At 59.7% G+C, this 15123-nt stretch carries 14 protein-coding genes; 4 read left to right on the top strand and 10 right to left on the bottom strand.

The window, feature by feature from the left end:
* Nucleotides 1–66: 66 nt before the first annotated feature.
* Nucleotides 67–594 (bottom strand): YceD family protein, encoded by a 528-nt coding sequence (locus RMS95_RS07670; protein ID WP_310645039.1) that lies wholly within the window; start codon nt 592–594, stop codon nt 67–69.
* Nucleotides 595–633: 39 nt separating this feature from the next.
* Between RMS95_RS07670 and RMS95_RS07665 the strand changes: the two genes are divergently transcribed.
* Nucleotides 634–1248 (top strand): Maf family nucleotide pyrophosphatase, encoded by a 615-nt coding sequence (locus RMS95_RS07665; RefSeq protein ID WP_310645037.1) that lies wholly within the window; start codon nt 634–636, stop codon nt 1246–1248.
* Entirely contained in the window at nt 1245–2009 is a 765-nt protein-coding gene (locus RMS95_RS07660; protein ID WP_310645035.1) for an SAM-dependent methyltransferase, read from the top strand. Before RMS95_RS07665 ends, RMS95_RS07660 begins: the two co-directional genes overlap by 4 nt.
* Before the next feature lie 2 nt (nt 2010–2011).
* On the opposite strand, the gene RMS95_RS07655 is transcribed toward RMS95_RS07660, so the two are convergent.
* From RMS95_RS07655 to RMS95_RS07640, 4 genes are read right to left on the bottom strand one after another with little or no spacing between them, the layout of a single operon-like run.
* A complete protein-coding gene (locus RMS95_RS07655; RefSeq protein ID WP_310645033.1) occupies nt 2012–2980 on the bottom strand; it encodes a S49 family peptidase in 969 nt (322 codons plus the stop codon).
* Between the two features lie 30 nt (nt 2981–3010).
* The gene (locus RMS95_RS07650) at nt 3011–3394 is read right to left on the bottom strand and encodes a Rieske 2Fe-2S domain-containing protein (RefSeq protein ID WP_310645031.1); all 384 of its coding nucleotides are present in this window, start codon (nt 3392–3394) and stop codon (nt 3011–3013) included.
* Nucleotides 3387–4046, bottom strand: coding sequence for an HAD-IA family hydrolase (locus RMS95_RS07645; RefSeq protein ID WP_310645030.1), 660 nt, complete (start codon nt 4044–4046; stop codon nt 3387–3389). Before RMS95_RS07645 ends, RMS95_RS07650 begins: the two co-directional genes overlap by 8 nt.
* Before the next feature lie 3 nt (nt 4047–4049).
* On the bottom strand, nt 4050–5063 hold the full coding sequence (locus RMS95_RS07640) for an RluA family pseudouridine synthase (RefSeq protein WP_310645028.1): 1014 nt from the start codon (nt 5061–5063) through the stop codon (nt 4050–4052).
* A gap of 560 nt (nt 5064–5623) precedes the next feature.
* Between RMS95_RS07640 and RMS95_RS07635 the strand changes: the two genes are divergently transcribed.
* Nucleotides 5624–8617 carry an Rne/Rng family ribonuclease gene (locus RMS95_RS07635; RefSeq protein ID WP_310645026.1) on the top strand — a complete coding sequence of 998 codons (2994 nt, stop codon included), beginning with the start codon at nt 5624–5626 and terminating at the stop codon, nt 8615–8617.
* A 183-nt stretch (nt 8618–8800) separates the two neighbouring features.
* On the opposite strand, the gene RMS95_RS07630 is transcribed toward RMS95_RS07635, so the two are convergent.
* The 4 genes from RMS95_RS07630 to hemC are packed head-to-tail and all read right to left on the bottom strand — an operon-like array spanning nt 8801 to nt 12948.
* A complete protein-coding gene (locus tag RMS95_RS07630; RefSeq protein ID WP_310645024.1) occupies nt 8801–10102 on the bottom strand; it encodes a heme biosynthesis HemY N-terminal domain-containing protein in 1302 nt (433 codons plus the stop codon).
* Between the two features lies 1 nt (nt 10103).
* Entirely contained in the window at nt 10104–11228 is a 1125-nt protein-coding gene (locus RMS95_RS07625; protein ID WP_310645022.1) for a uroporphyrinogen-III C-methyltransferase, read from the bottom strand.
* A complete protein-coding gene (locus tag RMS95_RS07620; RefSeq protein ID WP_310645020.1) occupies nt 11225–12055 on the bottom strand; it encodes a uroporphyrinogen-III synthase in 831 nt (276 codons plus the stop codon). Before RMS95_RS07620 ends, RMS95_RS07625 begins: the two co-directional genes overlap by 4 nt.
* A 17-nt stretch (nt 12056–12072) precedes the next feature.
* Nucleotides 12073–12948, bottom strand: a complete 876-nt coding sequence (hemC, locus tag RMS95_RS07615) for a hydroxymethylbilane synthase (protein WP_405023369.1) — start codon at nt 12946–12948, stop codon at nt 12073–12075.
* A 224-nt stretch (nt 12949–13172) separates the two neighbouring features.
* Between hemC and argH the strand changes: the two genes are divergently transcribed.
* A complete protein-coding gene (gene argH, locus RMS95_RS07610; RefSeq protein ID WP_310645017.1) occupies nt 13173–14621 on the top strand; it encodes an argininosuccinate lyase in 1449 nt (482 codons plus the stop codon).
* A gap of 56 nt (nt 14622–14677) precedes the next feature.
* Here the strand turns inward: argH and RMS95_RS07605 are convergent, their stop codons facing one another.
* Nucleotides 14678–15112: a hypothetical protein gene (locus tag RMS95_RS07605; RefSeq protein ID WP_310645016.1), complete on the bottom strand. Its 435-nt coding sequence runs from the start codon at nt 15110–15112 to the stop codon at nt 14678–14680.
* Nucleotides 15113–15123: the final 11 nt, after the last annotated feature.

Below are 15123 nucleotides of genomic sequence, written 5' to 3'. Positions count from 1 at the left end.
TGGGCCACAAACTAACCGGGGTCAGCGTGACACGAAGCCTTAAATTATAGCCCAACTCCTCGGTTTTTAGGACTTGCGCGTTTTCAGCGCTGCCAGAACCGCAAATGGATTAGGTTTTTCTTGCGAAAGGATGGCCTCTTCCTCTTTGGAAATGGGCGCCTGATCACTCAAACACGCCTGATGCATGGGCACCAGCGGCAAAGACATGAGCAACTCATCTTCAATCAGTTCCATCAAATCGAAGGCATCGGTCATTACCAACACATCTTCTTCGGACTCTTCGTCCTCGGCGATGGCGGTCTCTTCATCGGCCACAAAGCGGAAATCTTGGGCAATCTCAAGCGGCACAGACACAGGGCTCAAGCAGCGCTGACACGTCAGCGGCACGTGAGCATGCGCTTCCACATGCAACCACACCTCATCTTGACCGCCAGACTGAGGCTCCATCGCGCCTTGAGCGGCCCACGTCACGTGACCCGCCAGCTCGCCAGCGCAATCTGCGGCCAAACGCTCGAACTGCACCAAGGGCGTGTCACCCTCTAGGCGAACTTGGGCCTTGGCAAAGGCGGCAACATCTAAATGAGAGGGGTTCATGTCGTTTTTCATCCCTGGCAGTGTAAGAGAATCCAAGCCATGTCTGACCTTCACACCGCAACGCCCGCTTTGATTTTGGGCTCCACCTCCCGCTACCGCCACGAACTGTTGAGCCGCTTGCGCGTGCCCTTTGACGTGGTCGCCCCCGACGTGGACGAAACACCACACCCACAAGAAACGCCCTTGGCTCTGGCAAGACGTTTGGCCCTCGCCAAAGCCCATGCCGTGGCAGAACAACACCCCCACGCGGTCGTGATTGGCTCGGACCAAGTGGCCGATCTGAATGGCGAGCCTTTGGGCAAACCCGGCACCCACGCACGCGCCGTGCAGCAGCTGCAACGCATGCGCGGCCAAACCATCATCTTTCAAACGGCCGTCGCGGTGGTTTGTTTGAAGACCCAGTTTGAACAGCTTGATGTTGCACAAGTCAAGGTGCGCTTTCGTGACCTGAGCGATGCCGAGATCGAGGCCTATTTGAGAGCTGAAGAGCCCTACGACTGCGCAGGCAGCGCCAAAAGTGAAGGCCTCGGCATTGCCCTGCTCGACGCCATCGACAACGACGACCCAACCGCCTTGATTGGCCTCCCCCTCATACGCACCGCCCGCATGCTGCGCGCAGCAGGCATTGACCTATTAAGAACCATCGCATCATGAGCACCCCAAAAGGCACCCTCTATTTGGTCCCCACGCCGCTGGACTTTGGCTGCGACGCTCAAGCCCTCATCACCGACGTGCTGCCGCAAGAAACTTTGCGCGTCGCAGCAGGCATCACGCACTGGGTGACCGAGAACGCCAAAAGCACCCGCGCCTTTTTGAAACGCGTGGACGCGCATGTGCCGCTCGCCAAAACGATCCAAGAAAACACCATCACCGAATTGCCGCGCGAGGTGCACAAAAAAGGCGACCACACCGGTGACTTTGATGCCAAGCCCCTGCTCAAGGCGGCGTTGACGGGGGCAGATGTGGGCTTGGTCAGCGAAGCCGGTATGCCCGCCGTGGCAGATCCCGGCTCGTCAGTGGTGCGTGCTGCCCATGCGATGGGCTTGCGCGTGGTGCCCTTGGTGGGCCCCGTTTCGCTGTTGCTGGCTTTGGCTGCCAGCGGCTTGAATGGTCAAAATTTTGCGTTTGTCGGCTACTTGCCACAAGACGGTGCAGCCCGAACACAGCGCCTGCGTGACTTGGAAAACTTGGCCCAAAAAACAGGCCAAACCCAACTCTTCATTGAAACGCCCTACCGCAACCAAGCGCTCTGGGACGCTTTGGTAAACGGTCTACAAGGCCACACGCGCTTGGCCCGAGTCAGTGGTCTGACATTGCCCAGCATGCGGGTGCACAGCCAAACCGTGCAGGTTTGGCGCAGCGCAGGAAAAACCCAAATTTCGGGTGAACCGACCGTGTTTTTGATCGGCAAATAAGCTCAGCGAACGGCCGGTTGACGCTGCAAAGCGTGCACCGCGCCTTCGCCCATGGCGGCGCCAAAGCGTTTGGCCAGACGTTCCGCCACATTTTCATGGCGGGTGTAGTCGATGATGTCTTCGGCTTTCACCACCTCGCGAGCCACGTAATCCACGTTACCCAAGCCGTCGGCCAAGCCGAGTTCAATGGCTTGCTGGCCGCTCCAGAACAAGCCGCTGAACATTTCGGGGGTTTCCTTCAAACGGGTACCACGACCTTCGCGGACCACTTGAATGAATTGCTGGTGAATTTGATCCAACAAGGTTTGGGCATGCGCACGTTGGTTTTTGGTTTGAGGACTGAAGGGGTCCAAGAAGCCTTTGTTCTCGCCCGCCGTCATCAAGCGACGCTCAACGCCTAGCTTGTCCATCAACCCCGTGAAGCCAAATCCATCCATCAACACGCCAATGCTGCCGACGATGCTGGCCTTGTCCACATAAATTTGATCCGCCGCCACGGCGATGTAATAAGCAGCGGAAGCGCAAGACTCTTCGACCACGGCATACACCGGCTTTTTGTGTTTTGCTTTCAAGCGCCGAATTTCATCGTTGATGATGCCTGCTTGCACGGGGCTGCCACCGGGTGAGTTGATGAGCAACACCACCGCTTGAGCGCCTTCGTCTTCAAAGGCTGCACGCAAGGCTGTGACGATCCACTCGGCGCTGGCGTCGGCACCATCGGCAATTTCGCCCTTGATCGCCACCACCGCGGTGTGCGCTTGGCTGGGGTTGTTGCCGCCAACACCCGCACGCTGCGCACCGGTCCACACCAAAACAACCGCCAAGAGCAACCAAGCCATGCGGAAAAAGATGCGCCAGCGTCGGCTCGCGCGCTGCTCAGCCAGCGTGGCAAAGGCCAGGCGCTCCAAGGTGTCACGCTCCCACACGGTTTTATGACTCGGGGTTTCAGAAGGAATGGAAGACTCAGACATCACGAACTCTTAAAAATAAACAACAAAATTTCAATCCAGAAACTCAAAAGGTTTCAAGTTGTAGGCAGTATGCCAGTGCACCACGCCGTCAGCCTCCGAGAGGGCAATTTTGACCAAGCCCCCTCGGCACGGGCCACCAGCACATTCACCCGTATCGGGCGCGTACGCTGCGCCGTGGGTGGCACACAGCAGCCATCGCCCGCTAGGGTCAAAAAACTGATCGGGCTGGAAATCCATTTCCATTGCCACATGAGTGCAACGGTTGAGGTACGCCTGGGGCTGCCCCTCAAAACGGATGGCAAACGCACGGCACGTTTGACCGGCGTACATCACATCAAAGGGCACAGCGCGGCCACCTTCGGCCAGATCAGCGCTGTTGCACAAGGGGATGAGGGATGCGGTTTGATCAGGCATGAGCCAACAACCAATCGTGCAACTCCCTCACGTTGTGCGCGACAAAGCGGGGTTTCAAAGGCTCAAACTGTCCATGGTCGTGTGCACCGTAGCTCACCCCCACACTGGCACAACCGGCGTTGACGGCCATTTGCAAATCGTGCGTGGTGTCACCAATCATCAAGGTGCGTTCAGGGTCCACACCAAACTCACGCATCAACTCGTGCAGCATGCGCGGGTGGGGCTTGCCGGCGGTTTCATCCGCTGTGCGCGAGCCATCGAACACGCCTTTGAGCTCGGAGGTGTGCAGCGCCTCATCCAAACCACGGCGGCTTTTACCCGTGGCCACCGTCAACCAATGGTGACGCTCGCGCAAGGCAGACAGCATGGGCAACACGCCGTCAAACAGGCTGATGTCGTTGGCATGCGCCATGTAATGAAAACGGTAACGCTCACCCAACAACGGGTACTTCTCTTGGGGCACATCGGGCGCGGCATGGGCCAAGGCCTGCATCAGCGCCATACCAATCACATACGACGCCGCTTCTTGTGTGGGCTTGACGCCCCCCACATCCACGACTGCGGACTGAATACAACGGGTGATGATTTGGGTCGAATCGAACAGCGTGCCATCCCAATCGAAGGCAATCAAATCAAACTGGCGTGGGCGCATGGCTTAAACGTCGAGATGGGGTTGAATGATGGGCGGTTGCACCGAGTCGACAAAATTTTGCAACTCGGGCGGCAACGGCGCTTGCAAACTGACCAAACGCCCGCTTTGTGGATGTTGAAACTTAAGCTGCCAAGCGTGCAAAAACATGCGTTTCAGACCCATTTTTTGCAGCTGCTTATTTTTTTCGAACTCGCCGTATTTGTCATCACCCGCAATGGGATGACCTTGGCTGGCCAAATGCACGCGAATTTGATGGGTGCGCCCCGTTTTGATGGTGACTTCTAACAACGTGAACGGCCCCACCGTGCGCGCCACGCGCACCAAGGTGATGGAGCGCATGCCATTGGGGTCGTCTTTGCCCACCACTTTGACGCGGCGTTCGCCTTCACCCACACCGGTGTCGACGGTGTATTTCATCAACGGCAGATCGATCACCTTCTTGTTGGACGGCCACAGCCCCAACACCAAAGCCATATAAGTTTTGCCCGTTTCACGGTCGCGGAACTGATCTTGCAAATGCTTCAGTGCGCTGCGTTTCTTGGCGACCAGCAAAACGCCCGACGTTTCACGGTCCAAGCGGTGCACCAACTCCAAGTTGGTGGACGCGGGCCGAGCGCGACGCAATTGCTCAATCACGCCAAAACTGACGCCACTGCCGCCATGAACGGCCACGCCTGCGGGCTTGTCGATGGCCATCATGGCCTCGTCTTCCATCAAAACAGGAAATTCACGGGCCGGTGCCGGCGCATCGGCCTTAGCTTGCACCTGAGCCGAAATGCGCACGGGCGGCAAGCGCACCAAATCGCCAGTCTCCACACGCTGCTCGGCCGAAGCTCGCCCCTTGTTCACCCGCACTTCGCCGGAGCGGATGATGCGGTAGACGTGGGTCTTGGGCACGCCTTTGAGGTGGCGCATTAAAAAATTGTCCAAACGCTGGCCAGCCGAGTCTTCGTCGACAGTCAGGGTTTTCACGGAAGGGATGGGGGTTGGGGCAGCAGCCCCTATAATGTTCTTCACCAGCGTATTGTTCTAAGTGCTTGATTTAACTCAGATTAGAGCACGGACCAACAAACGCGGTGAGGTCGATGCCCCTTTTGTGCCCGCGACGCAGACCCAGTACCCAAGAGACTGAGTGGCCAGCGCCCCAAAAGATGAGCCGATGCTCAGAAAACACCGAAATGGAATACCCCAAGTTGTGGCGGCTCTTTTTGAAAAGCCTTCACAACGGATCACTGCGAGAAGCAAAAACGATGGTTGTGGCAATCTGGATGTTGATGGAACTCTGCACAGAGTGGCTTTTGCCACCAACTGTGTGCAGCGTTGCGCGTCGCATCTTTGCCAGCTGGACCAGCCCTGTCTCCCCTGCACCGGCCGATCAAGCCACGCACTCGACAACAGGACAACCGCGACTTCTTGCCCTTATCCACGCGCCCAACCACCGTCCCCTGCGCTGATCACTTTTTGATTCGCGCGGCGGCCACGGTTTCAGCGGCAATTCCCTTCGTTTTCTGACGTTCGTTCCGGCATCGTTGGCCCGTCATGGGCCTGTGAAGATTTAGAACGTGAAGGAATGCATCATGAAACGGATGCTCATCAATGCCACCCAGGCCGAAGAACGCCGCCTGGCCATCGTCGACGGTCAAAAACTGCTCGACTACGAAATCGAAATTGAAGGCCGCGAACAGCGCAAAGGCAACATCTACAAAGCCGTTGTGACCCGCGTCGAGCCCTCGCTCGAAGCCTGTTTTGTGGACTACGGCGAAGACCGCCACGGCTTCTTGCCTTTCAAAGAAATCTCCAAACAGTACTTCGCCCAAGGCGTGTCGGTGAGCCAAGCGCGCATCCAAGACGTCATCAAAGAAGGCCAAGAACTGTTGGTCCAAGTGGAAAAAGAAGAACGTGGCAACAAGGGCGCAGCCCTGACCACCTTCGTCAGCTTGGCCGGTCGTTACGTGGTGCTCATGCCCAACAACCCACGCGGTGGCGGCGTCAGCCGTCGCATCGAGGGTGACGACCGCGCAGAACTCAAAGAAGCCATGGACCAGTTGGAATACCCCAACGGCATGTCCATCATTGCCCGCACCGCTGGCATTGGCCGCAGCGCCCCTGAATTGCAGTGGGACTTGAACTACTTGCTCAAGTTGTGGAGTGCCATCGATGGTGCCAAGGGTGCCAAAGGCGCTTTCTTGATCTATCAAGAATCCAGCTTGGTCATCCGCGCCATCCGCGATTACTTCAACCACGACATCGGCGACATCCTGATCGACACCGATGACATTTACGACCAAGCGCAGCAGTTCATGGCGCACGTCATGCCCGAGCATGCCGCCCGCGTGAAACGCTACAGCGACGAAACACCGCTGTTCAGCCGCTTCCAAATCGAACACCAAATCGAATCGGCCTACGCCCGCACCGTCAACCTGCCTTCGGGCGGCGCGATTGTGATTGACCACACCGAAGCCTTGGTGTCGGTGGACGTCAACTCGGCCCGCGCCATCAAAGGCGGCGACATCGAAGAGACCGCCACCCGCACCAACCTCGAAGCCGCTGACGAAGTGGCCCGCCAAATGCGCTTGCGCGACTTGGGCGGCCTGATCGTCATCGACTTCATTGACATGGACGAAAGCCGCAACCGCCGTGATGTGGAAAACCGCTTGCGCGATGCGCTGCGTCAAGACCGCGCCCGCGTGCAGTTCGGCACCATCAGCAAATTCGGCTTGATGGAAATGAGCCGTCAACGCCTGCGCCCTGCGCTCTCCGAAGGTGCATCGATCCCTTGCCCACGTTGCGGCGGCTCTGGCCACGTGCGTGACACCGAGAGCTCGGCTCTGCAAATCTTGCGCATCATCCAAGAAGAGGCCATGAAGGACAACACGGCTGCCGTGTACGCCCAAGTGCCGGTGGAAGTGGCCTCGTTCTTGTTGAACGAAAAGCGCACCGAGATTGCCAAGATCGAAATTCAACAGCGCTTGAACGTGCTGTTGGTGCCTAACAAATCGCTCGAAACCCCCAACTACAAGTTGGAGCGTTTGAAGCACGACGACCCACGCTTGGACCGCATTGAGCCGAGCTACAAGATGGTCGAAGTGGTGGAAGACCCCACCGCCGTGACACGTCGTTCGCAAGAGCCCACCAACAAGCAAACGCCCATCATCAAAGGTGTCTTGCCCGATGCACCAGCACCGGTGCATTTGCCTAAGCCTGTGGCTGCACCGAAAGCGGCAGCACCTGCCGCCAAAGCAGCCGCACCCGTGGCCGCTGCGGCGCCAGCCAGCAAAGGCTTGTTCGGTTGGATCAAGGGTTTGTTCGGTGGCGGCAACGCTGATGAAACAGCTAAACCTGCGGTGGAAGAGAAAAAACCAAGCGAGCGCAAAGAAGAGCGTCGCGACGGTCGCGGTGCTTCAGGACGCGGCGGCCGTGGTGGACGCGGTGGCCGTAACGGCGAACGCACCGAACGCGGTGGTGACCGTGCAGAACGTGGCACCGAGCAACGCGGCGAAAGCCGTCCAGAGCGCAGTGGCGATCGCCCTGAACGCGCAGAGCGTCCAGAGCGCGGCGAACGCAACCTCGACAACCGCAACGAACGCGGTGAAGGCGGTCGCAACGAGCCCCGTGGCGAAGGTCGTGGCCCACGCCAAGACCGCAACCGTGGCGGCAACCGTCAAAACGGTGAAGGTCAAAACGGCCGTACCCCTGAAGCCCAAACCGCTTTAGACAATGCCAGCCCAGAAGCGCAAGCCGAAGCCCGCAGCAAAGCCCGCAACGAGCGCATGGCGCGAGAAGAGCGTGGCGAGCAGCGCGCTGACACACGTGGTGAATCACGCGGCGAAGAAGCGCGTGCAGATGACCATGGCGAAGCCCGCAACGACGCACCACGCGGTGAAGGTCGTCGCGAACGTGCACCCCGTGGCGAAGGTCGCCGTGAACGCGCACCGCGCCAAGATGACGCAGGCCAAACCGAAGCCTTGCCACTTGACGCGAACGCTGTCGCTCAAGAGGGTCAAGCACCTCAAACCGACGACAACGGTGGCGAGCGCCGTGAACGCCGTTCACGCGACCGCTACGGCCGTGACCGCCGCGAACGCGGCGGCGAGCGCACTGAGCGTGGCCCACGCGAAGAAGGTGACGCACCAGCTGCCGACAATGGCGGCGAAGCCACCCACGAAGCCCCCGTCCAGCATGCGCAAGACGAGCCTCGCGAACGCGCCCCCCGCGAAGCGCGTGCTCCACGTGAAGACCGCTCACCTCGCGAAGATCGTGCGCCTCGTCGTGACGACGCACATCAGGCCGCGCAAGAGCACGCCCCAGTCGCCGCTGTTGCTCACCCCGCACCAGCCGCTGCCAGCGGCATGCCGAAGGTTCAAGCGTTTGCTTTGTCTTTGCCTGAATTGCACGCCATTGCCCAAGGCAGCGGTTTGGAATGGGTGAACTCAGATGCAGATCGCGTCGCCGCTGTGCAAGCCGCCATCGCTGCTGAACCCAAGCCTGTGCATGTGCCCCGCGAGCGTCCACCGGTCGTGGTGATGGACGAAGGTCCATTGGTGCTGGTCGAGACCCGCAAAGACCTGTAAACCACCACACCCCGCAAGGGGTGATGACAGCCTCCAAACAAAACGGCCTAGAGATCACTCTCTAGGCCGTTTTTGTTTGGGGGTGAACGTTTCAGGATGACCGCTTTGGATTGACGTTTTGCTTCACGCCAACACACAAAGATTCGTCCCCTCAAACCTAGCCGCTTCAAGCCACCGTCAGATTCAAACCAACGTCACTTCTGCGGCGCGCTTCCAACACATCTGGGCGCGTACTGTTTCTTCTTTGTGCTCAGCCAAAAGGGCCAAGGTACGCCAAGCTTGACGCTGCATTTCAGGCAAAGACAACTGCGGCGCGGCCTGCTCCAGCATTTGCTGAGCTTTGCCCCACAGCGCATGGTGCCAGCACACCATGCCCGCCAAATACGCCAGCTCCACCCAACGCGGATACGTTTGGCGTGCGCGCTCAATGCTGGCCAACCACTCGGCATCCGTGGGCTGCGACACCAACGCTCGCGCCAGCATTTGCGTCACGCGCAAACGCAGATCGGGCGTGCAGCTGTCGGGCTGCTGCACCATGCGGTTCCACAGCGGGGTCAACCAAGGCATCACCAAGCTGGCGTCCCCACTCAGCTGCAACATGCGCTCTGCCGCATGCAAGACCACCTCGGGCAATTCGCGCTCTTGGCGCTCTAAGCCATCCCAAGCACGTTGCAATTGGGCGCTGTCGTGCGCGTTGTTCAAGCTGGCTACTGCCAATTCACGCAACAAACTGTGCGCCGCAGCACCCGTGAACGCGCCGTGTTTAGACAGCAAGCGTGCGGTGTCCAGCGCCTCTTCAAATTTGTGTTCAATGCGCGATGCTTTCAAGCGCATGCGCAGCGCCAGAGTACGGCGTGCCGTGCCTTGACGCAAACCATCCAGCCAACGCAGTGCCGCAGGTGCATCGCGGTCACTGAGCGACCAACGGGCTGCGCTCAGTTGGGCGGCCTCCACCACTTCCAACACCGCTTCACTGGTGCTGCCTTGGGCTTCGTCGAGCACAGCCTGCAAATGGGTTTCACGCGCGTCGCGGTCGCGCAAAGCTTGCGCGCTTTCAGCGGCAATCAGGTGCGACAACACGCGCAACTGCTGCACATGACGCGGGGCGACATCGTCAGCCGTACGCGTTTCAGCAAGCAGCGCTTCTAAGCGCAGCACTTGCGTGGCCGATTTGGCCGAGCGCACATAACGCCCGCTCATCAACTGCGTCAAACCATCCAGCAGCATGGCGTGCATGGCACGCTCTTTTTGTTGCAAGCGCCAGCGCCGTGCTTGGTGCGGCAGCTCAAACAAAGCCGACAAAGCACGCAGTGCAAAGTGCAGCACAGCAAACAAAACCACCAACAACAGCAAAACCAAATTCATCGACAAGTCGACACGGTACGGCGACCAAAACACGGTCACCGTGCTGTTGTTGCCCCCTGCCAACAAGGCCGAAGCCACGGCCACAGCGAACAGCGCAATCAACCATAAAGCGGCCCGCATCTCAACGCCCCGCTGCAGCTGTGGTGAGTGCGGCCAAGGTGTCGTCCACCCTCGGCAACTCGGTTTGCTTAGACTGCGCCTGCACCTCACGCGCCAACGCCAAAGTCACGGCGCCACTGCGGCTGCTGGTGTCGAAGTACTGCACCAAATCGTCGGTGGCATGCGCCAAGTCAGAGCGCACCACCTCAAAGTGACGCGCCAGCAAAGCCAAACGGGCATTGAGCAAACGCAGCTTCAAGTTTTCACGCACAAAAAAGCTTTGATCGGGCGCCAACAAGCTGGCTTCGGGTCGGTCGATGCGACTCACGCGCACCAAACTGCGGGCGTCGTCCCACACATCCGCCAACACCTGCTCCCACCAACTCATGCTGATGGCGCGGGCCCATGTGGTTTGAGGCACAGGTTCTGGCGCTTTGGGTTTGAGCGCCGCTGCACCCACGGCGTTGAGCAAGGGCAAGGTGTCGACCGCACGCACCAACTCGTCGAGTTTGAACAGCAAATTGGGTGTGTCTGCCACGGCCGATTGTTTGATGCGCTCAATGTCACGCGTCACGGCGCGCAGCAATGGGGCCAAGCGGGGCTGCGCGACTTTGTTCAAACGCTGCTCGGAGGAGTTGAGCGCGGCCAACAAGGGCTGCACGCTGCCGGTGAGTTGCGACTGTTGCTGTGCGAGGCGAATGGCCGACTCGATGTCAACCACCAAGTTTTCATCGCGTGAGCGCGACAGGCTTTGCATCAACTCTTCGAGCTGCGTGCGCTGCAGCGCCACTTCGCTGAGCTTGGCATCGGTCACGGCCAAACGGGCTGCGGTTTCGCGAGCCAATTCTTCGGCTTGCTTGGAAGCGGCTTTGGCTTCTACCGCTTTACTGCCGGTGTCGGCACTTTGGAGCGCGAGTTGCTCTTGAATGCCGTTGAGCTTGGACCACATCAGCCCCATGCCCACAGCGCCGATGACAGCCACCACGCCGACGCCACGCAACAACCAAGGGGCGTCGCTGGAGACAGACACGGGGGCAGCCGATGCGGCAGATGCTTCGGGTACTGGTCCCGCAGCCGTCAGCCCTGCGTCGGCAACAGGCTCTGTAGAGGCGGGAATGGAAGGGGGTTCGACGTGCTCTGGCTTCATGCCAGTGATTCTAATGAGGCCACCACGTCCGCCACCAAAGGCCGTGCCGTGTGAACCTCACCAAAACCAAGTGCTTCGGCCGTTTGCGCAATCCGCGTATGGGTGGCGATACATCGCGCCGAGGCCCAGTTTTGCCCGGGCAAAAGCTGCTGCAAATGCGTGACCGCCTGCGAACTGCTGAAACACCACACGCTGCCATCGGTGACAGCTTGTTGGGCCTGCTCGCGTTGCAAAGGTGACCACACCGGTGCGCTGCGTGCATAAGCAGCCACTGACGTCACTGTCACGCCTGCGGCTTGCAACTGTTGGGTCAACCAATCGCGACCGGAGCCGCGCTGGGCTTGCTCTGGGGCCGTGTCTTCATCGCTGCCGCGCACAATCAAAACGGCGGGTTTTGCAGAAGCACCGAAGCTGGCCACACCCTGTTCAGAAAGGTTGAGCGCTTGCACTTGCGACGCCACCACATGCCACAGCGCTTCGGAGTCAAACTGCGCTTCACTCTCGGGGGGACTGTCAATGCACTCAGCGGGAACGCTTGCGTTCAACAAGGCCTTGCGCGTGCCGGGGCCTGTGGCCCAGCAACGGGGTAGCCGGTCTGACAGATTGGCTGCGGGCCGGTGTGCAAAAAACATCCGCACCGCCTGCGCGCTCACAAACATCACGGCGTGCCAGTGAGACCAGTGCGCCCACGCCTGTTGCACAGCCTGCGCATTGGCCACAGGGGCAATGTCAATCAAGGGCAACACCAAGGCCTCATGACCCGAAGCTTCTAAAGCGCTCACCCACGACGCGGCGTCGCCGGCAGGTCGGGTGATGACCAAACGCATGGTCTGAAACGACCCGATCAGTGCGCGCCTAGGCGGCGCAATTGCGCCGCCACGGCTTCGCCCAAGTGACGGGCCAACTCACGCGAAGCGGGGTCGGCAGGGTTCATGGCTTGCTGAGTTTCGGCACGCAACAACACGGGTGCGCCCGATGGGTCGCCCCACGCGGCTTGCAAGTGCAGCACGCCATCGGTCAAGGTGGCGTGTGCGGCCAAAGGCATGGAGCAGCTGCCGCCCATGGCACGGCTCACAGCGCGCTCGGCGGTCACGGTCAGCCATGTGGCGGCATCGGCCAGCGGGGCCAAGGCTTGGGCCACGTCGGCGCGGCTGCTGCGCACTTCAATGCCCAAGGCGCCCTGCCCTGCGGCAGGCAACATTTCGGTGGTTTCAAAAATGTGGCGAATGCGCTCGCCCAAGCCCAAACGCTTGAGGCCCGCAGCAGCCAACACGATGCCGTCGTACTGGCCTTCGTCGAGTTTGCGCAAACGGGTGTCGAGGTTGCCACGCAAAGGCTCAATCTTCAAATCGGGGCGCAAAGCGCGCAACAACACCGTGCGGCGCAGGCTAGAGGTGCCCACCACCGCGCCTTGTGGCAAATCGTTCAGGTGCGCGTAGGTGGATGACACCCACGCATCGCGCGGGTCTTCACGTTCCATCACGCAGGCGAGGTCAAAGCCCTCGGGCAAATCCATGGGCACGTCTTTGAGCGAATGCACGGCCAAGTTGGCACGGCCTTCTTCCAGCGCCACTTCGAGTTCTTTCACAAACAGGCCCTTGCCGCCGACTTTGCTGAGACTGCGGTCCAAAATTTGGTCGCCCTGCGTGGTCATGCCAAGCAGCGCCACGCTGTGGCCTTGGGCTTGCAACAAGGCTTGGACATGCTCGGCTTGCCACATCGCCAAACGGCTTTCGCGGGTGGCGATGGTCAGGGAAACGGGGGTTGTGGAGGCTGTAGACAAAACAAAAACTCGCTGGTGAAAAAGCACGATTCAAGAGCTGCAAATGTTAGCAGGCACCCCTCGCACCGCACAGGCACATCTTGCGCGCAAAGCACTGGCCGAACAGATGGTTCTCGATCGTTGGACGCGCGCGGCTGACAGCCCGATAAAATCCCCCACCTATGACAAACCAACTCGACAAAAAATCCCAAGCCTGGTCCGCGCTCTTTTCTGAACCCATGAGCGAGTTGGTCAAGCGCTACACCGCCAGCGTGTTCTTTGACAAGCGCCTGTGGCAAGCCGACATCCAAGGCTCCTTGGCCCACGCCGAGATGCTGGCCGCACAGAACATCATCGGCGCGAGCGACCTGGCCGACATCCAGCGTGGCATGGCGCAGATCACGCAAGAAATCGAATCCGGCGCGTTTGAATGGAAGCTCGACCTGGAAGACGTGCACCTGAACATCGAAGCGCGCCTGACCACCCTGGTGGGCGACGCGGGCAAGCGCCTGCACACGGGCCGCAGCCGCAACGACCAAGTCGCCACCGATGTGCGCCTGTGGTTGCGCAGCGAGATGGACCTGATCATCGACTTGCTGATCGACCTGCAAAAGTCGCTGGTCGATGTGGCCGAGCAAAACGTCGAGGTCATCCTGCCCGGCTTCACCCACCTGCAAGTGGCCCAGCCCGTGAGCTTTGCGCACCACCTGCTGGCCTATGTCGAGATGTTTGCCCGCGACGCCGAGCGCATGAGTGACGTGCGCCGCCGCACCAACCGCCTGCCATTGGGCAGCGCCGCATTGGCGGGCACCACCTACCCGCTGGACCGCGAACGCGTGGCCTGCACCCTGGGCATGGTCGACGAGCAAGGCAACCCACAGGTCTGCCAAAACAGCCTGGACGGCGTGAGCGACCGCGACTTTGCCATCGAGTTCACCGCCGCGGCCAGCCTGTGCATGGTGCACATCAGCCGCTTCTCGGAAGAGTTGATTTTGTGGATGAGCCAGAACTTCGGCTTTGTGCGCATTGCCGACCGCTTCACCACCGGCAGCTCCATCATGCCGCAGAAGAAAAACCCCGACGTGCCCGAGCTGGCACGCGGCAAAACCGGCCGCGTGGTCGGTCACCTGATGGGCCTGATCACCCTGATGAAAGGCCAGCCACTGGCCTACAACAAAGACAACCAGGAAGACAAAGAGCCGCTGTTTGACACCGTTGACACGCTCAAAGACACCCTGCGCATTTTCAGCGAAATGGTGGGCGGGCAGGTCAACCCGGCCACCGGCCAAAAAGAAGGCGGTATCACCGTCAACGCCGCCGCGATGGAAGCTGCTGTCAAAAAAGGCTACGCCACTGCCACCGACTTGGCTGACTACCTGGTCAAAAAAGGCCTGCCCTTCCGCGACGCCCACGAAGTGGTGGCCCACGCCGTCAAGACCGCCCAAGGCCTGGGCGTGGACCTGTCAGAGCTACCGCTCGAAACCCTGCAAAAGTTCGACAACCGCATCGAAGCCGACGTGTTCGGGCCGCTCAGCCTGCAAGGCTCGCTGAACGCCCGCAACACGCTGGGCGGCACAGCCCCCGCCCAAGTGCGCCTGCAAATTGCGCGTCACCGCAGCCGTTTGATTTAAACAATCAATCCCAAATCCGGCTGTGTTTCAACCCGCCGTGAGGACTGCTTTTCAAATCAAGCGTTGACCAACAGACTCACGCCCAAACCCAACGCCATCAAGATTCCGACCAAAACAACAGCACCCCACTTGTGCTGCAAATGGTCAAGGGTTTCAAATTGCGCCCAATCTCCCGTTGTGGCTGCTTTGGCACGACGAAAAACCAGCCAAACGCAATAAAGATTGGCCAAAATCGCCAACAACCCGAAAGCGATTTTCGTGTGCAAAAAGAGACTTGCACCTGCACTGGCCAACAGCATGCTCCCAGTCACCAACACACCTATCAGCGCGGGCAACTCCACCATCAAATCCACCCGCTTGTGCAAGCCCACCAAAATCAGCTCTTGCTCTCGGCCTTTGCCCAATAAAGCTCGTTCAAAAAGGGCCTCAGTCAAAACACAACCGAACCAAACACCTACCAGTACGAGATGAGCCACCACAAGCATTTTCATTTGATTTCCTT

The sequence above is a fragment of the Limnohabitans sp. genome (assembly GCF_031539175.1).
GTDB lineage: Bacteria > Pseudomonadota > Gammaproteobacteria > Burkholderiales > Burkholderiaceae_C > Limnohabitans.
Note: the sequence above shows the minus strand (reverse complement) of the source record. Positions and strands in the feature narration are given on the sequence as shown.